This window comes from Myroides sp. N17-2, from assembly GCF_002286775.1.
Classification (GTDB): Bacteria; Bacteroidota; Bacteroidia; order Flavobacteriales; family Flavobacteriaceae; genus Flavobacterium.
In genome coordinates, this window is sequence record NZ_NSGJ01000033.1 from 34,840 (window position 1) to 53,867 (window position 19,028).

The window sequence follows — 19,028 nt, forward strand, 5'->3', positions numbered from 1 at the left end:
GGCTAATTAGTTTTACTAAAAAGAGCTACCTAATCAGTAGTTCTTTTCATTTATTACTTAAATATTACAGTCTCTACGACCTCTTTACTCTTGCGTTCTTTTAGGATAATAGTCTTTCTGATTACTTCCTGTTTAGGAGTACCGAAGTATTTATATACCTCGATGTACGCCTTAGCTGCTGACTTGGTTCTCATACCACTCTCTGCAAAATAGTTCAGCGATATCTCGTACTTTCCTTCTTTCGCTTTTGGCATAATGTACATCTCTGGTCCGAAACCTCTAGTTACATCCACAGATAGTTTACCCCCTAGTTTGGTTGTTTTATTGCTATAATTACACTCTTCATTAGATGGTTCTTTTATATGAAGATCTAAGTCTGTACTATCTATATTCCAATATGTAAGCACAACTAAATCACTGTTATAATTAGCCCCATAGTAAGAAGCATAGTCTTTCTTAGCTGTTGCCTCGAGCTGTTGCATAAACATCTTCTCTTTGACAGACCAAGACTCTTTATTCTTGTTTTGTTTTTCTAAGAATGCATTGGCAAATAATCCGTTTATCGCTCTTATACTACCGTAATTATCCGTTTTAAACTGTTTAGAAGCGCTGATATAGTAGAACACTGCTGCTAGTTTAGGATTGTTATCTTCTAAGGCACGTGCCATATTAAAGTATACTAATCTATCGTAAACACGAGTATCTAATATCTTTTGTCCCAAATAATAACTGTCATAACCACTCTGCATATTCAGCGTATGGGTAAGCAAATCTCGCAATACACTTACATCACTACCGTTCTTCTCGATAATCGAACTCATTAACTTCAGCGCATCTGCCTCTGACTGTGTCTTGGCACGCTTAGCTGCTAATACTTGTAGCGCATCGAAAGTCATCTCCTCACTTGCTAGTAAGTCTATTTCCTCTTTCGTTTGACTTTTCTTTTCCCATACTTTAAACACATTAGAAGTAGGGTTAATAGTAAAGTCTTGGTCTTTCATTTCTTTGATATAGTTATCTAAAATATCATCATTACTCTCTAAGATACTTTGTTTTCTCAACATTGTAATCCAATTCTCAAATGCTTTCTTCGCAGTCAATGGATCAATAGAAATAAACTCTTTTAATAGTTCTGTTACAGTAAACTCCTTCACAAACTTCTCTGCTGTATCAAAGCTCTTCACCTTATATCTGTCATAATCAGCCTGTGACTCTAACATCAAGAACGAAGTAAAGTTACTCACTACACTGTAGTAAATAGAGTAATCTACAATAGCGGTCTTCAGCTGCTCGCCAATCAAATCTAACTGAGTCAATGCGATCTTACCGTACATACGAGACGCTAAGTCTGAAGTAACTTTCTTCTCTGGTTTAAACTCAAATATTTTAGTACCTGCCGCACCTGAACTTGCTTTAATCTGAATAGGCTTATCTAGTGTACCTCTTGCTGCTAGTTGGATGATTTGCCCATCGTATAACTGTGTAACTCCTCCTGCTAATAAGATATCCTTAGCTGATTCACTTGACACGCTCTCTACCTTCCACGTTTTATATCTAAATGCCTTCGCACTCTCTAACATCTGAGCCTCGCTATTAGCTGTAAAAGAACTCGCTCCTGTATACCCACTCAAGTAGTCTAATAGCTCTGTATTAGTACCCGACATTCCCGTTTTATACGTATAGATCTTATCTCCCTTATAAATCATATTAATCAATAAATCACGAGAACTTACTCCCCAATTTAAATCTCCATCACTTAATAAGAAGATACTCTTATGCTTGTTTTGTGCTAACCACTTTGGTGCAGAAGCTTCTTTTAAAGCTCTTCCCAAGTCTGTGGCTCCCTCTAAAGAGAGGTTATTCATATAGCTTAATAAATCTTGTCTATTCTTAGCTGTATTACTGATAAATTGCTCTTGATACCACTTAGTACCTAAATTGAAATTAACTACTGCAAAACGCTCTATAACGCCTTCATTCTGTGTAAGTATCTCATTAACTAAGTTTACCCATATCCCAAATAACGTAGGATTAGAACTCAGTGAAGTATCTAACATAAACACGGCATCTTTAGCTATGGTGTTGTCTATCTCACGAGGCAAGTTAATACGCATTGTACCCGCTACATAACTCTCTCCCTCATTACTCTGAACAAGCGCTATAGCCGAGGCATTGTTTAGCTTCACTTTTACCTCTTTCTCACTAGGGTTAAAGTAGGTTAAGTATTGTTTATTATTACTTTTCTCTACGATAGCATCTTTAGACGGTGTGATTACATACTGACTATCATCTGCCACTGCTACATCTAGGCGCACCTTACTCTTCGCCTGAGGTAAACTAAGTACAAACTCTCTAAAGTCAACCCCCTCGATCATATCTACATCATAACCAACTACGATATGGTGAAGTTGATTCATCTGTAATGGGAATACTCTACAGCTAAACATATCTGCTCCTGACCACTCCATAAGCGCAGGATCTACTTTTCTGTTTATCGTAGTGAAGTAAGCATCCGCAGCAGTTTGTTTCTCTGTTATTTTAGCTTGTTTAGTAGACTTCTGGTCTTCTCTTTTTTGAAGTCCTATGTTAGACAAGTCGAAGTTGTCTTTTGAGTAATCGTGTAACTTAGCTACTGGAGTAACGTCTTTGCCTTGTTTATCTCGATCGAAGACTGTTGTTCCTCCGAAAGCGAAGTAATAAGGTGACGCATCCACAGGTAGTTTCAGCTTAAACGTTCCTTCTAAGCCACTCCCTTTAGTATTATAAAAGTACGCATCTATCAGTACTCTAATGCGGTTACCATCTATCTGCATCGCTATCTGAGCGTCTTCTAATGGTAGGAACTCATTATCCCCTATCTCTAAGCGCATAGAGTTGTCTTTAAGTGTCGATTTTTTCCAAGTTTCAGTAGAGCCTTCATTTTTTTGTTTTGCTCTATCTCCCCTTGCTATTTTCATATTCCCACTTCTATCAGCGACTTCTGCAGCATCATAACTTATATCAAGCATAGCAGAGGGACTAGGAGAATAACTGCTAAACTTCGCAGAAGCATCTTTATTATTATTTCTACTCTCTCTCCTAGAAGATCTCTCATCTGAGTAACTGATAACAACCACTTCATCTAGTTGATCAGTAGAGGCTTCTAAAGTAACGTTGTAATAATCTTTATTCTTCTCTATTTTCACTTCCTTGTCTTTCATTCCTATAAAAGAAACGACAATAGAAGTATTCTTTGCATCACTAACAGTAATGGTAAACTTCCCATCAAGGTCTGTTTGGACTCTATTAGTAGTTCCTTTTTCTGTAACTAAAGCACCTGGCAATTCTATACCACTTTCCTTAACTATTCCTCTTATAGTCCTAGTCCCTGCTAGTACTGTCAAGCTACAGCATAGCAACATAAATAAGCAAATAATCTTTTTCATATCGAGCGTATTATTTATATATTCATTAAATTTAACACATATTAAACGATAATAACGCAATAATCACATATTATTGTTATACTCCACAAAAAAAGCCCATCTAACATTAGATGGACTTATATAACTAAGAGTGAATACTATCTATATTCTTAGTTTAGATAGTCGACTACTTCTTTTATGTTTTCTATTTTTCTAAATTTAGGATAAGGAAGTTCTGTTTCTACTACTTCGTGTGCCCACGTCACGTGAAACGGTATGTGTAATGCCGATCCTCCTAACTCTAACACAGGTATAATATCTGACTTTACAGAGTTACCCACCATTAAGAACTCCTTAGGAGTAGATGACAACTTAAACAATAGCTTAGCATAATCTGCCATCTGCTTATCACTCATCACCTCCACGTGGCTAAAATACTGTGATAAGCTAGAGTTACTCAACTTGCGCTCTTGATCTAATAGGTCCCCTTTAGTCGCTAAAACTAATTTATACTTGCCGTTTAGTTGTGCTAGTGTTTCTTCCACTCCGTCTAATAGCGTGATTGGTTTATCTATTAAGTCATGTCCTAAAGCTAATATATTGCGCACTAACACATCATCCATACGATTACCTGTGATCTGAGTACCTGTCTCTAGCATACTTAGTAAAAAGCTCTTCGCTCCAAATCCATAGCGATCAAGGTTTCTCATCTCTGTCTCAAACAAGACCTTAGATACCTGCTCCGCTGACAGATAATCTTTTAACAACACACAGAATGCTTGCTCCGTCTCTTGGTAATATATCTCGTTATTCCACAGGGTATCATCAGCATCAAATGCGATTATTTTTATGTTTTTACTCATCATTTCTATTTATTGTGTAGTCAAATATAATGGTCAATATACAGCTTTAAAAAGACATTTGTCTTTAATAATTTATTTTGGATATGCACTCTTTATTTCGCTATACCGTAAGACAACCTTGTCTCTTCTACGAAACGGTCAAAGTCAGATATATACTTATAATCTTGTACTGTGCGGTATTTACCAAACAGCTGTTTCCCTTGCTTTAATCGCTCATCATCTAAGGTAAACCCCTTAATCAAGTACTCTTTTAATACACCATTCGCCCACTTTCTAAACTGTGTTACTTGTACAGAGTTAACCCGATATCCTACAGATAATATCATATCTAAATTGTAGAAATTAGTCTTGTAATTCTTACCATCCGAAGCAGTATGTGCAATTTTTGCACATACTGAATTCTCTTCTAATTCACCGTCTTTAAACACATTAGCAATATGCTTAGTGATTACACTTCTATCAACACCAAATATCTCACTCAACGCTTTCTGAGAAGCCCATATCGTCTCTTGATAATTCCAGAATTATCACTTATTCTAGGTTTAATCAAAATCACCACTAAGTATTTCTTGCCATACTCTCTCATTTGCTAGTCTGATTTCATTTAATGAATTATGGACTCGATCTGTATTCTCTAGTAACATCTCTATTGTTTCACTTGGTAAAGCTTCTAAGTTTCTACAAAGCAGAAAATAACAGTCTAAAACAGCACATCCACTGTTAGCAGCTTCAAAATTATCAACCTGAGCTTCAAAATCCTCTACGCAATAATAGAGTTGTATGTTAATAGGAATCTGTAGAGCACGCTCCCTAATACTAGTAAACAAATCAAAATGATTTGAATCCTGATCTATCATAACATTTCTATAAATACTAGTTGCTAAATTCATTGCCTCTTTCCAAACTTCTAAATCTTGGTATGCTTTTCTTTGTATCATAATGAATAGTTTTAATTCACCTATATCATCTCAAGAACAACACCAAAACATCCTTTTAAATATGAACAAATTGTAAACTGAATATTATATAACCACCCTACAATCAACAAGAAAAGCCCATCAAACGATGGGCTTTTATATATCTTCAACTAAGAATTACTCTGTCATAATCACTAATCGCTGTCCACTAGATAGCTGTTTATCCCAAACTTCACTAATCTGTTGCCAATTATAACTTACTGTATCTATATGCAACCCACCCTTTGTCGCAAGGTCAAATGCCTCCGGTAGTAATTCTTTAAAGAAGCGCATCACCTCCTCATCTGTCCAGCTACCTATTCCAGAGCCTAATAACATAATATCTGTACCTCTTAAGATAGAAGAAGACAGTTCCATCATATCTCCTGACATCGCCCCTACATTGACAAAACGAGTTCTATGTTGATACTTCCCTTTGCCCTTAAGTGCTGTTAAGATACACGATGCACTCTCTCCCCATAGATAATCTATCACCACATCTATAGACGTGGCTTGATGTATCTGATTAAACGCTTGTGTTAAGCTATCTTTCTCTTGACTAAGCACTATAGTCTCATCAGCTCCGAGCTCTTTTAAATAAGCTAAAGCATCAGTATTTCGACCAGTAGCGATTACTTTACTTGCACCATAATATTTAGCCATCTGTACTGCTACTTGCCCTGTGACTCCGGTTGCGCCATTGATTAACACGACATCCCCTTGCTGTAATTTACCTCTTAATAACATAGCGATTACTGATCCCATTAAGGCATTCGGAAGTGCTGATGCCATAGCCAAGTCCATTCCTTTAGGTAGAGCGACTACTTGTGCTTTGTTGACCACAGCGTACTCACCTAACATTCCGTGAAGTCCGAAGCCATACGCTAAACGTCCATCTGCTAGCTCGCCTACCCCATCTGTACCAATGACAAAAGGTGAAAAGAGCTTACTACTCACAGAGTAATGCATACCACTAGCGATAGCCCTATCTAGATTCTTAATAGATACAGCTTTAACTTTCATTAAAATTTCTTGTGATGAACCGACTTCCACTTGTTTAAAGTCGGATGTAAATACGGGTGTTGCCCCTTTTTCTTTGACAATAACTGCTTTCATATCTCATTCTATTTATAGAGATAAAAGTATTGTAAGACAGGTAGCTATAACGATAACATTTGTTATCAAATCAAGACTTGAGTAGTCTACTTTTAATACGGCTCAAGTGAACCTTAGAGATACCTAAATAAGAAGCAATGTAATGCTGAGGAATACGTCTGATAAGTTCAGGGCGTGTCTCATACAGCTTTAAATAACGCTGCTCAGGCGTAGCATTCACAAAAGACAGACTGTGAGCGACATAGTCAAAAGTACGTTGGAAGATCACATCGATAAACAAATCTCTGTATTCTCTCTCTACTAAAGCCTCTTCTAACAAGGGCTTTATATCACTCTTATCCGCTACCCAAACCTCAGTAGTCTCTATTGTATCTAAGGTAAACCTACTCGGTACTCCCTTCCATAAACTCTCTATAGACGACACCATACTGTTCTCTAAGAAGAACTGAAACGTAACCTCTTGTCCATCTTTATTAATCCAAGCACGCATACAGCCTTTCTCTACCCAAAACACCTTATTAGCCACATCACCCTCTTCTAACAACACTGTTTTAGCAGCATAAGTTTCCTTTCTAAAATAAGGCTTATAGGTATTGATAAACTCCTGACTGATTAAAGAATCTCTATCTACTTGTTCGAACATCGGGTTTTGTGTTTATGACTTGTGTTTTTAAGAGACTAAGGTAGGGGATTTACTCTAATCTTACTCTCTGTAATTTTCATTTAATTCTCCAAGGGAGCAATATACCCTTTGCTGATTGCAAGTAATTCTATTTAACTCGCTCTAAGAAACAGAAAGTATATCTCGTTTTATAAAGAAGATGTACTCTCTCCTTATTCGCCATCATTATCCTTCTTTTTATTTAATATTTTAGTTTGTTGTTTCTCTATCTTCTTTACACTATCTACCGTAGGCAAATCTTCGGGCATCATCCCCCCTAATTCTTCGATTGTCTGACGCACCTTAGCACCTACTTCATAATGTGTTTCATTCGCTTTTGCTTTGCCTTGGATATTCTCTCTGCGCAGTTTATCCTCAGTCTGTGTCGCTCGGAATAAGTTGGCTGCTAATTCTGTGCTTCCCATATGGTCTAATATCTGCTGGCTCTTACTTAATCCTTTTTTATGATGAATACTCTTAGCATCTAAGCCTCCGTATAAGCCTTTATAACCGTGGTTTTGAAAAATAGCATAATCTAACGGCCTAATCACTCCCGCATCTTTTGCTGCAGCGGCAAGTTGGGTATTGTGTTTTGCTAATTCATTTCTCAAAAACAAGCGTCGCTCGTCTTCAGTTGACAAATTAGCATATTCATCCATCTGGCGTATTTCTTGTATACGTGTTTGGACTGCAAAATACGTTTGCCCTTGTGCTACTATCTCTTTGGATGGATCCGCATTTTGAACCACAAGGTAACAAGCATAACGAGACATTCTCACACTATCTACCTCGCGATGAGCTGTTTTACCAATTGCTATCATATCGAGGATATCCTCGAAATGATCTACTATATTTTGTCCGCTATTTTCACAGGCTGTCTTAGCTCTTACTACCACAGGAAGAAAATGTCGATACTCAGAATACTCCAGTATTTTTGCTAAATCGCGCGCACTCCAATATTCATTGCCATTCTCGTCAATGCGTTTGATTTGCTCAAACAAGCTCTCGTTTATACTTTGCATATCACTTCCCATAACTAAAATTATTTTTTCAATAAATTATCTTTAATACGTTAACAATAGCTTCCCTAAGAGCGATTAGATACCATAGTCTCTTTTTCTTCTCGCTATCTTGCTGTAAGTTACATTTTTTTGATCTAACTCAATAACTTATTCCGCAATTATCTGAATTAGGATAAAATAACCTCAACCTAAAAGACGAGGTCATTCTAATCCTATTCACTCAGCGATGTTTTCTGACTTTGTAGTTATCTATAAAACCAAAAGCCTACTCATATCTGAGTAGACCTTTTATACTTATTCTCATAATTCTACTAGAGAGTAGAACTAACTACTTGATTATTTTATTTCCTTAATACATCTAACTATAGAACCATCATTACTTTAATATCCTACGGGCACTATCACTAGCAATGACTAATCCCGCAGCTAACATAATGACATCTTTAAGTACTAAGCGTCCTGCTCCAGATAGGTAAGGAAAACCATAGTTGGGTGTTGGGAAATCTCCTCCAAGATTGGGAACATATACTTCCGGGGTTGTAATTAAAAAAGTTAAGGTCACAATAGACATTCCCACAGTCAGAATCCCTCCTATAAAGCCTATTTTGGGAAACCAAATACCCAATAGAACAAATACCCCTATCGTTATGATAACCACCCCTAGAGCGTAAGAAAACAAGTACGTACCATTAGCAGTGTGCCAATCAATGTTCTTTTGAACTGTTTTGCCCTCAGGATTTTTATATTGGGTATAGGCTGCCACTTCTTTTCCGTTTGCATCTATTGTCTTTTGATCCGCATTGTGGTAAAAGAAACTCATAAAGGGACTGTTTATAACAAAAGGCACTATTCCATCTGCCTCATACTGAAAGGCCTTTAACCCTCCTATCCACAACATAACTATAAAGATACTAAGGCGTATCAGATGAATTGCTTTAACTTGTAACTGGCTGAAAAATTCTAAAATCTGTTTCATTGTATATTGTTTTATAAAAGCATAAAACTACTGTACCCATACACAACAAAACATAGACAATTCCCGCTATTCCATAGACTTTTTTGCTACAATAGAGATACCTACCTGCTCTCGAAATACTTTAGGCGAAACCCCTACTTCCTTTTTAAAATAGCGACTGAAGTAAAACTCATCCGAAAAACCCAACTCACTTGCCACTTCTTTTATGCTTTTATGTGTAAGGTGCAGTTGCTTTTTAGCCTCTAGCACTAAGCGCTCTTGGATTAGCTGTGTAGGCGTTTTTCCAAAGTATTTCTTTACTTTTTTACTAAAGACATCCGTTGACAGATTGTATTTATCAGCATAGAAAGACACTGATTTATAATGCACAATATATTCTTCTAACAATTCTTTAAAGTTTGCCACCTCCCCTATAGCAGTCATCTTTACTTTCTGACTAGCATTACTTATTTGTTTCTCTTTGCTACTTAAGGCTAAAATCAATTGCAAATAGGTCTTAACTAGTGAGATATCATAACTCGTTTCTGCTTGGTCTAGCAAACTGATTTTACTACAATATTGCACTAATTCATCATACACCTTATCCTGCAATACCACAAAAGGAATTTCAAAAGGAGCGTTAAACAAGATACCATTGCAAGCGACCTCCTCTTTATGGTATTCTATGCAATAAAAATCACCGTGAAACTGCAGATAATACATCTCTTCAATATGCAGTGTATTCCATTTCAAAATTTGATAGGGAGACAAAAAAAGGATATTTTTTCCTGAACAAGTGTAGGTATGAAAGTCTAAAGTAAACGTTGCCTCTCCTTCAAAAAGAATAGCATAATAGAAAGGCGAATGAAGAGAAGGAACCTCCTCCTCCTTTGTAAATTGGGTTACTTTAATCAATTGTTTCATAACTGAATTGTTTTGTTTTCAAATATACTTTCTTTATGCTCTCTCTAAACGGTTTTCCGTAAACTATCCTCTTTTTCGAGTAAGTCTACATACGTTTATCACAAAACTACAACCTCTTTATATTTATTTTTCTTCCACCTTCCCATAACTTCCTCTATTAGGAGTAATATTCCTATCTTTATCCCAAATGTCTCTAAATGACCTCTTAGTTCCATTTATTTCCTTTAAATTCCTAAAATGGGCTTTTAAAAAACACACAACAGAAACAAAATCAACCAATTACAATATGTGTTTTATGATTTGTTCGGTACGGGTTTGGTTAAGTCCAGTGTTTGTTCGGAAGGAGGGCCTGTTTTCCGAACAACATCAAAAAAACACCCAACCATAATCCGAACAAAACTTTACTCAATAGAAAGTTTCCTCATTAACTTGTTTAGTAAAAGTATCTTAACTTTTGAGTTTATCTTTTACTGTTACATTTCATCAAATACAAAGTATAAATCTCTGTGTAAATGTGTTACAAACTTGCGTTATGCAAAGTCTTCTCCTTCTAGAGTAACCTATACTGCCAAAAGTATCGCTTACATCCATGCACTTTATCAACTAGGGCAAAAAACGGAGTAAATAGGAGTAAATAGGAGTAAATAGGAGTAAATAGGAGTAAAACGGAGTTACCTCTTTTATAGTTAATCCTAGTAACAGCAAAGGATAGAAGTCTATTCACTCGTCTAGAATCTCTGTGTTGTTCCCAATTTGTTCCCGGAAAGTCCGTTCTAGGGCATCTCCCGGGAACATGACTAAGAGGAGACTAAAATGAGACAGAAACAAAACATAGTGATAAAACCCGAAATATGAGATAGACATATAGATGAGAGGTAATTATACAAGATCGATCAAACACAAAAAAACCGGAGCATTGCTCCGGTTTATATTCGTTTATCTGTAAAAACACCACTGATATAATTCTGTGTTATAGGTATCAATCTTACAGTTGGGAATTATCTGTTTTAACACCCCTTCTTGGTGTTGTTTGCGCAAGAAGCGGTTAAGGAGTACTGGATAGATAAAACGTTCCTTTAAGGTCTTATTTTTATGTATTACGTTATATAGCTCTATAGAGCGCAATTCGTTTACCATAGGGTGATTCTCAAAGTAGTCATTTAGATGATCGCGGATAGTCACCAGTAGTTTGATATCACTAGGCATTCTAGTAAAGGTGACAGGGCGGCTGTGGCTCTGACTTTCTTCCTCCTCATCTTCGTGTTCTTCTACCTCTTCGTCTATATCATCTAGTGCTTCGTAGGTAGGTTCATAGATTACTACCTCTTCAGGTTCTGCTACAGTATTGAGCTCTTGATTCGTAGGCTCAAGTGCATCATAGATAGGTTTATCAACTACCTCCTCTATAGGCTCAACTATAGTATCTAGTACCACTTCTATCTCTGCAACTCGATGTTCATCTATTAGATCGTGTAAGTTATAGTGAAGTTCCTCTAGATATGATCTATAGACCTCATCTATTTGCAACTGAGGTTGGAGTAGAATACCCGCTCCTATCTCACGACACTCTACTAACTGCGGGTATTTCTTATAATTAGTTACGTGGTGAAAGGTAAGTTGATGTCTTTTCATTTGGACAGCAAATCGCTTCCATAGGTCAATATTCAATGGTGGTTCTCCATCGCCTTTTAGCCAGTCGTTATACATCCACTTAGTCACCCATCCTTTTTCGTACGTATTCAGCACATACTTCGATGTTGTATAAATAGTTACCTCAGAACCTTCTTTGATTTGCTCTAAGCCATTTACGATCGCCATTAGGGAAATACGAGTCTGTGAATTCTCTATATACCCCTCTCCAAATGATTTGCATTGATCACCGATACACAGCATATTCGCATACGCTTTAGCATCGCTAGACGTGTCTATCTTTACTCGGGTATATAGGTCTATCTTGTATTTCATCTTTATTGCGTTTTAGCAGTTAGGCTATTTTGCGTTTTTAAAGATAAGAAGTTCTGATGAATTGGTGTTATTTGTTTTTTTGTGATGGTGTGATTTTCCCTCGCGCGCCGGCTGGCTCCATCGCTAAAATTGTCCACAGGACACTTTTTTAACGCTTGGCCCTGTGATGTCGTGATTTTGTTGTTTGCCTTCAGCAGGGAGTCATATATACTGTGGTTACTGTATGTTCTTTAAGAAGTGATAAAGTAAAACCTAGCGCAGCGACTTCCTAACGTAGTTGCCTTCCTAGCCGAAAGGCGCCTCCCTTTAATCATCTTGTATCTAGTAACAAGAGAAAAATCAGAAATTCCGATTTTCTTTAGATTCCTTCTTTTTTAGCTTCTGTGTAATACTGATACAACAACTCCAAAACCACGATAATTAACTACTTTATTTGAATTAGCAATATGCAAGATTTGCACATTGTTTTATTCTCAAAACTCTTCCTACACAAAAAAACCACTGAGAAGTTACTCAGTGGTTTCTATATATTTACTCGTTACTAGCTGTTGGTTTAGTGTACTGAAGCAGCCAATTATACAGTTCCATATGTCTGTATAGATCTTCTACACTACCGTGGGTTCCTCCTTTGACTACTTGTAGTTCTACAGGAGCTTTCTTATCACAGCTTTGGATAGCGTTCATTATCTTTTTAGATTCTTTAAGAGGCACGATAAAGTCTTTATCACCGTGAATTAACTTGATCGGGATATTCGTTACCGCACAGGCATCTCTCTCTTCTCCCCCACCACAGATAGCGATAGCTGCTGCTATACGATGTGGATACTTACCTGCATACTTCATCGTTCCGTATCCTCCTAAACTCATCCCCGTCACGTAGATACGACTCTCATCTATGTTATAATTAGCGATCATATAGCTGACTATCTCATCTACTTTATCTGCATTCCAAGGACCTGATGGCAACTGTGGTGCAACTAGATAAGCAGGGATATCAAGTCCCTTTTCTACTCCTTTTAATGCACCATATCGCTTAACTCTGTCAATATTAGTTCCCGATAAACTTCTTCCATGCAAAAAGATAATTAATGGATTTTTGTCCTCCACTGTCTTCGGTTCGTTTAACCAAAACTGATATGTTGTTTTGTCTAGAATAGCTTTGGGCTGAGCGAAGGCTGTCATTGAGATTAGACAGATTAATGCAGTAATAAATTTCATAGGTTTTTAATGGTAAATATAGGCGTATTGTCGTAAATACAAAAGAAATAATCCCTCACATCCACGACTTCCTTCTTAAAAAAGAAGTTTTTATTCATTTACAAACTCATTACCAACACACTAAGTTTTTAACAAAAATTACATATAGAGTACTCCATAACATCAATAATCAAACAACTCAGCCGATAATACACAAAGTTTCACATAACAAAGAACAATTATAGATAGAACTTTACAGGAAACTATATATTAGAATATATTTAATTATTTTTGTTAATAGACAATATTAAAACACTATTTATCACCTGTTTAAATAAATTAAAAGAAATACAGATTATTAATAAAATTTGACTTATTACCTAACCTCTTTTACATAGCGCGTTAAAAGAGGTTTTTTTATTCATTAGTTAGTCTACACAAAAAAAGCAACCCTTAGGTTGCTTCTATATATTATTCTTGAAAATTCTTACTGACGATGTAGCCGATAATATAGCCAACATACGAAGTGAAGTTCTCTAGGCGATGTGTGTCTTCTACATAGATTACATCACTACCTTTAGCATTATGTCTAACATTAAACTCGCTAAAGTCTAATACTTCATCTTCTTTAGCTAAGATCACAAGAGCATCTTCTACGTTGTCGATCTTGATTAAGCTATTCTGAAGGTTCTCAGAGAATACTAGATCTGTATTAAGACGCTTACTATAGTCTAATAATGGACTTGTCAGTACTAATACTGTATTAAGTCCTGCTTCTTTTCTCATCTCTTTTAATTGGTACGCAAAGTTGGCTCCTGTAGAATCACCTACTATAATGACATCTTGCATCTCTGCAGTATGACTTAAAGCAGTCTCTAATAAAAAACTAAAGTTAGTATCCTCATCCCATTCAAAAATAGTCCCAGGTACATTAGGCATAACTTCCTTTATATCTTTAAACTTACGAGATTCTCTATTAGAACCATATCCGTGTATGTATATTAAAAAGTATTCTTTCATAATAAGTTAAATAAAAACAATAGCACATCTGTGTGCTCTCTGAGGCTAAATGTACTGTTATCTCTTGCATTTACAAGCTTTTTTTGTAAAAAACATTTTAAAACCTGCTATAATTAGAATATTTCTCAATTGTAAAAGAAACAATATTCTCATTATTAACATTTCTTACCTAAATTATTTTGTATCTTGGAGGAAGATTTCTTGTCCCTTACAGCTAACAATAATGCAACTCTATAAAACAAAACCATTATGAAAAAAGCTAATCAACAAGTATTACATGCATTGCTCTCAAGCAAAGAACTAGCCAGTGTATTAGAAAACACAAAAGACACTATCCAAGAAGATGCTATCTTCAACTACCTGTTAAAGAATGACGTATTGTTTAAAGTTGACTGTGAACACGCCCATTTAGATAGTGACGCTATATCGTTTATTATTAGAAGGATGAGTACATTAGGAGAAGAATTTGCTCTTAATGAAAAGAAATTGGACAAGAAGGTATCTAAAGCCATCAAGAAAGAAAAAATAGAGAAGAGTGAGGCACTTGCCTACCTAATTAATCAGATACGAAAAAAACTACCTAAGAACTATACCATCTATAACTTAGAACGTGGTGATGAGGCTTACTACATCGGGGTAATAAAAAAGAAAGACTTAAAGAAACTAAGCAAACTTGATTTGGACTTTGGTATATTTCACAAGTTTAAAAGTGATGCTGACCACGAACCGTTTTATGTCATCGAATGCTCGTGTGGAGCAACCTATATTTGGGAAACACAAGAGGATGATACTGATCCGACTAAGGGCGTGTGCCATAGCTGTGGCAAATCATTTGCAGATGACAATAATACTGTATCTCCAAATTAAAAGAGGAAAACAAAATATATTAACTAAATATCATTATCTTTAGTCTTATCAAACACCTTAATTCTAATGATAAGTAATCCGTTAAGAGCTTTTATATTTTCCTTATTTATAGGGATTTCAACAGGTGCATGTAGTAGTGATGATCTCAAAACTACTCCTCCTATAGAAGAATCAATTGTCGATTTGTCAACCCCACGGATTTTCTTATTCTCCTCTAGAGTCATCCTACAGCAATCTACTTTTATAGAAAAGGCTGTCACGGACAAAGGAACGGAGCGATTAGAAACTGAATGGGAAGAGCAAGTAAGAAAGGACCAACCAGTGTCCTTTACGATCTCAAATGATAGACTAGAGATATACATCGCAACAGGTGAGAATAAAGCCTTCGCTACTAGTATTAAAAATAATCAGATTAATATAGTACTTGGCGATGGTACCCCTTATTTGTTTGCAACGTTATCTAAAGACAATAAAAACCTCTCTGTCGTTTCTTCTTTCTACAAAATAAAGGGAATTGATAGAATTCAAAACACAGTAAAAGAAGATTACTTACATGCGTATGTACCTATAGGTCTACACAACTATAATATAAAGTATGATCATCTTAAAGATATACAAGGTCAGTATCTGCGTATAGCATTTGAATACAAGATAAAACCTTAGTAACATAAACGTGTATAAACTAATAAAGGAGCTCGATGAGCTCCTTTATTAGTTTATTTATTTTCGCCTTTGACTGATGTATGATTTAATACAGGTAATATTGCATGATGTAGATTAGTTCCTCTAAATTGACTAAACATAATCCCTCTTAATGTACTTACTGACATTGAATGAAGCATCGTAATAAACTCTGCGGGTAGTTCCATAATCTGCTCCTTCTTATTCTCAAAGTTCTTTAAGTTAGGAACCTTATAAAACATATTTGCCTCTACCACAGCTAGCTCTACCTTGTCACTAGATAGTATATGTCCTTGTAAAACAACTAAAATAAGTTCTTCGTCTAACGCAAAACGATGCTCTATATCTAACTTAAACTCAAATATATTATCACTATAAGCAAGCGCTTCATTAGTAAGACTAAATCTTCCTAACTCTATTCTATCAATCTGAAAGTCAATCATCACCTCTAAATAGTTATATTATTTCATAATCCTTAGCAAATGAAAAATTAGATAAGGGTCTATTCTTATAATTTCTTTCTCCATAGGGTATTTCATTCTTAATCTCCTTTTTATCCATTAGAACAGGTGCTTCATTATAATTAGCAATTAGAGTAATATCCAATACCTTACTTATGTTATCTAATGTGTCAGTAGTAAAATTATGTGTTCCACTCAACCATTTAGTAATAACACTATTCTTTTGGTTCAATAATTTGGCTAGAGTAGTTTTATTTATACCTTTTGCTTTCATCGCATCAGCTATATATGCAGCAATCTTCATCTTGGAAGTAGTTTCTTCAAACTCTTCAGTTGATATCGTAGATAAAAAATCATCTAGAATATCACTATGATGTACATTAGGTATTTGTATTGTGTTCTTCATTATTCTAGATTAAAAATTATATCTCCTTCTATTGATAAAAAATCTTTTGAGATAATAAGATCATTATTTCTTCTCCTCATTTCTATTTCCTTTGATAACTCTCTAATTACTTTATTCTCTATTAGCAACTTCGGTGTTTCTTAAAGAGCCCTAGTCGCTTTAGACTTAAACCCTCCACTACCAAGAATAATCATACTAGTTCCATACCTTATACAGTACAACCTAAGGTTAGAATTAGGGCTATCATATAACGCACATACTCCATCACTTAATGATCCCTCATTGTGTTTAAAATAGTCATACCTCGCTCCTACAATTTTAAAAGAATTAATTCTCTTCACTATACTTTTAAGTTCATCTGTGTAATTAACCTTATGTTCATTAATAAAGTCATCAAACAGAGTAAGGCCTGTCTTAATATTTAACAGTGTATACACTGTAATATTGCTATTACTTAAATTAGGAATCTTAACTAAATGATACTCCATCTATAGACAAATGTACTTACACTATTTCACTTATAAGTGAAATTACTAATTAAATTGTTCTTAAAAAAAATATTTGATAGTTTTTTACTCTTTTAATCACCCTATATCAATCTATTAATCAAACCCTTATTACAAAAAAAGCAAGTAGCTCAGACATACTACTTGCTTTCATAATATAAATTGCAAAGATTGCCTTGAATACTTAATAAGTATATCTGACAAGGTTAATTCATAAGTTTACTTACTAATCTCAGTTACGATATCCCTTACTTCCATTATCCCTGTGTGTTTCCACTTTACTTCACCGGCCAGATCTACTAATACCATAGTGGGTATTGCTCTTATGTGAAACTGTGCAGATATCTCCTGATGCTGATCTACATCTATACGTTGCAACTTGACATACTGTGTAATCTCTTCCATCGATTCATCTATTATCCTTGTCAACATTTTGCAAGGTCCACACCAATCTGCATAAAATTGTAACAATACGGGCTTGTCTGTTTCTTTTAAAATATCAGTTAAATTCATCACTTGTTCTGTTTATTATTTGACTAGAACAAAACTAGAGATAGACAGATAGAACAGTCCTATACGAATGGTAGATTAAACAGCACAAAGCACATTTTATTGTTTTTTTTCTTAATTTGCACATACTCTAAAACTCACTTACAATGGAAAATAACACAAGCACCTCTAATCAAGACGCTAAACCTGAAGGTTTTGAAGATTATACAATGGAAAAGAAGACCATTGATTTAGGAAAAGCAAATGGATATGCGTTACTGAGTATTATTCCCATCTCTATTGTCAATATAGTTCCATACTATTTAGTTTGGGGAAAACTAGTCAGCATAGATGCGCTAAAAGGAATTCACCCACTAGTAGTGATAGGATATTGTCTATTGTATATCGCAGTAATGGTTATAGGAGTCATAGCACACGAACTTATACACGGAGCTACGTGGGCTATCTTTGCTAAAAGAGGCTTCCGTTCTATGAAGTTTGGAATTCTAAAACAGTACCACACTCCATATTGCCATTGTAAAGAACCGCTAAAAGTCAGAGCCTATAGCATAGGAGCCATTATGCCTGCCATTATACTAGGTTTTATACCTTCTATAATCGCTATATCTATTGGTAGTTTCGGATTACTGCTATTTGCTATCTATTTCACTATGGCAGCTATGGGAGACTTTATGATCATCTACCTTATCTATAAAGAAGATAAAGACACTTGGGTACAAGATCACCCTAGTGAAGCGGGATACTATCTACTGAAAGAACCAAAAAAAGACAGCCGATAAGCTGTCTTTTATAGTTATATTCTAATAAAAATCATAGTATATACTCCAATCCCCACTCTCTGCATTACGAGCAAACATAAAGCTACCATTATCCACTACATTTAGATTCGCCTTCTCGTTAGTAGAGATTTGAAATACGAACTCATACCCTTCTCCGTACCCCTCATCCACTCCTATTCCCGATTGGCAGTATGAAGGATAACCGCCCAACTTAGTGTCATAACTATGGCCTTCGAACTCCTCGTAGTAGCCTTCTATCTCTCCATCGTTCTCCATCTCACAGATTCTATCTTCTTGCTCTAACGTTAATCCTCCTCCATCCCAAATAGGATAATCTGTAGTCACTAATCTTGGCTTTAAAGGAAATGCCTTAAGGATAGAATCTTTATTGCTTAATTCCTTTTGCACAACCTCTTCTAACGAACGGTATTCTCTGATTAACCACTTACTGCCCATTGGCTCTAATTGATCAGGATATTCATAAGACATAAATACCGTCAGTAGCTGAATACCTTCTAATGCTTTGGGTACATAAGGTAGATTAGGCAAGTATAGTTGTAGCAGGGGGATCATCTCTTTCCCTTTATCATCTAATGGAATGAGTTCATCCTCTTTATACGCTGAGACACGTGCTATCCAAGATTCCTCTATAGTATCTAATGGGCGAAAACCTCCTACATCAAATGCCGTAGCAGATCGTGCTATCTCTTGTTTTAATTGCTCTAATGTTTTCAT

20 protein-coding genes are annotated in these 19,028 nt (G+C 35.7%); 3 read left to right on the forward strand and 17 right to left on the reverse strand.

Features of this window, described 5'->3' with window-relative positions:
* Positions 1-53: 53 nt before the first annotated feature.
* The 12 genes from CF599_RS13240 to CF599_RS13295 all read right to left on the reverse strand — a co-directional run bounded on the left by CF599_RS13240 (position 54) and on the right by CF599_RS13295 (position 14,083).
* Complete coding sequence (locus tag CF599_RS13240) at positions 54-3,425, reverse strand: carboxypeptidase-like regulatory domain-containing protein (protein ID WP_121966494.1); 3,372 nt, start codon at positions 3,423-3,425, stop codon at positions 54-56.
* Between the two features lie 149 nt (positions 3,426-3,574).
* A complete protein-coding gene (locus CF599_RS13245; RefSeq protein ID WP_121966519.1) occupies positions 3,575-4,267 on the reverse strand; it encodes an HAD family hydrolase in 693 nt (230 codons plus the stop codon).
* A 92-nt stretch (positions 4,268-4,359) separates the two neighbouring features.
* Positions 4,360-4,749 carry a virulence RhuM family protein gene (locus CF599_RS13250; protein WP_254050310.1) on the reverse strand — a complete coding sequence of 130 codons (390 nt, stop codon included), beginning with the start codon at positions 4,747-4,749 and terminating at the stop codon, positions 4,360-4,362.
* Positions 4,750-4,809: 60 nt separating this feature from the next.
* Positions 4,810-5,205 (reverse strand): four helix bundle protein, encoded by a 396-nt coding sequence (locus CF599_RS13255; protein WP_121966495.1) that lies wholly within the window; start codon positions 5,203-5,205, stop codon positions 4,810-4,812.
* A 156-nt stretch (positions 5,206-5,361) separates the two neighbouring features.
* Positions 5,362-6,339, reverse strand: coding sequence for a zinc-binding dehydrogenase (locus CF599_RS13260; RefSeq protein ID WP_121966496.1), 978 nt, complete (start codon positions 6,337-6,339; stop codon positions 5,362-5,364).
* Positions 6,340-6,409: 70 nt separating this feature from the next.
* On the reverse strand, positions 6,410-6,982 hold the full coding sequence (locus CF599_RS13265) for a Crp/Fnr family transcriptional regulator (protein ID WP_121966497.1): 573 nt from the start codon (positions 6,980-6,982) through the stop codon (positions 6,410-6,412).
* 191 nt (positions 6,983-7,173) lie between these two features.
* Positions 7,174-8,034 (reverse strand): DNA damage-inducible protein D, encoded by an 861-nt coding sequence (dinD, locus tag CF599_RS13270; protein ID WP_121966498.1) that lies wholly within the window; start codon positions 8,032-8,034, stop codon positions 7,174-7,176.
* 364 nt (positions 8,035-8,398) lie between these two features.
* Positions 8,399-8,998, reverse strand: a complete 600-nt coding sequence (rclC, locus tag CF599_RS13275) for a reactive chlorine resistance membrane protein RclC (RefSeq protein ID WP_121966499.1) — start codon at positions 8,996-8,998, stop codon at positions 8,399-8,401.
* Between the two features lie 66 nt (positions 8,999-9,064).
* Positions 9,065-9,901, reverse strand: coding sequence for an AraC family transcriptional regulator (locus tag CF599_RS13280; protein WP_121966500.1), 837 nt, complete (start codon positions 9,899-9,901; stop codon positions 9,065-9,067).
* 936 nt (positions 9,902-10,837) lie between these two features.
* Positions 10,838-11,866, reverse strand: coding sequence for an RNase H family protein (locus tag CF599_RS13285; protein WP_121966501.1), 1,029 nt, complete (start codon positions 11,864-11,866; stop codon positions 10,838-10,840).
* 531 nt (positions 11,867-12,397) lie between these two features.
* Entirely contained in the window at positions 12,398-13,084 is a 687-nt protein-coding gene (locus tag CF599_RS13290; RefSeq protein ID WP_121966502.1) for a prolyl oligopeptidase family serine peptidase, read from the reverse strand.
* Between the two features lie 450 nt (positions 13,085-13,534).
* The gene (locus CF599_RS13295; RefSeq protein WP_121966503.1) at positions 13,535-14,083 is read right to left on the reverse strand and encodes a YqiA/YcfP family alpha/beta fold hydrolase; all 549 of its coding nucleotides are present in this window, start codon (positions 14,081-14,083) and stop codon (positions 13,535-13,537) included.
* A gap of 249 nt (positions 14,084-14,332) precedes the next feature.
* Here CF599_RS13295 and CF599_RS13300 point away from each other — a divergent pair, with 249 nt between their 5' ends.
* Both CF599_RS13300 and CF599_RS13305 read left to right on the forward strand, forming a co-directional pair.
* On the forward strand, positions 14,333-14,950 hold the full coding sequence (locus tag CF599_RS13300) for a hypothetical protein (protein WP_121966504.1): 618 nt from the start codon (positions 14,333-14,335) through the stop codon (positions 14,948-14,950).
* Positions 14,951-15,016: 66 nt separating this feature from the next.
* Complete coding sequence (locus tag CF599_RS13305) at positions 15,017-15,613, forward strand: hypothetical protein (protein WP_121966505.1); 597 nt, start codon at positions 15,017-15,019, stop codon at positions 15,611-15,613.
* Positions 15,614-15,666: 53 nt separating this feature from the next.
* On the opposite strand, the gene CF599_RS13310 is transcribed toward CF599_RS13305, so the two are convergent.
* The 4 genes from CF599_RS13310 to CF599_RS13325 all read right to left on the reverse strand — a co-directional run bounded on the left by CF599_RS13310 (position 15,667) and on the right by CF599_RS13325 (position 17,517).
* Entirely contained in the window at positions 15,667-16,074 is a 408-nt protein-coding gene (locus tag CF599_RS13310) for a hypothetical protein (protein ID WP_121966506.1), read from the reverse strand.
* A 13-nt stretch (positions 16,075-16,087) separates the two neighbouring features.
* Positions 16,088-16,498, reverse strand: a complete 411-nt coding sequence (locus CF599_RS13315; RefSeq protein ID WP_121966507.1) for a helix-turn-helix transcriptional regulator — start codon at positions 16,496-16,498, stop codon at positions 16,088-16,090.
* Positions 16,499-16,638: 140 nt separating this feature from the next.
* Entirely contained in the window at positions 16,639-16,986 is a 348-nt protein-coding gene (locus CF599_RS13320; protein WP_121966508.1) for a hypothetical protein, read from the reverse strand.
* 237 nt (positions 16,987-17,223) lie between these two features.
* Entirely contained in the window at positions 17,224-17,517 is a 294-nt protein-coding gene (locus tag CF599_RS13325; RefSeq protein WP_121966509.1) for a co-chaperone YbbN, read from the reverse strand.
* A 143-nt stretch (positions 17,518-17,660) separates the two neighbouring features.
* Here CF599_RS13325 and CF599_RS13330 point away from each other — a divergent pair, with 143 nt between their 5' ends.
* Positions 17,661-18,293 carry a DUF3267 domain-containing protein gene (locus tag CF599_RS13330; protein WP_121966510.1) on the forward strand — a complete coding sequence of 211 codons (633 nt, stop codon included), beginning with the start codon at positions 17,661-17,663 and terminating at the stop codon, positions 18,291-18,293.
* Between the two features lie 21 nt (positions 18,294-18,314).
* Here CF599_RS13330 and CF599_RS13335 read toward each other — a convergent pair whose 3' ends face one another.
* Positions 18,315-19,028, reverse strand: coding sequence for a DUF1963 domain-containing protein (locus tag CF599_RS13335; protein WP_121966511.1), 714 nt, complete (start codon positions 19,026-19,028; stop codon positions 18,315-18,317).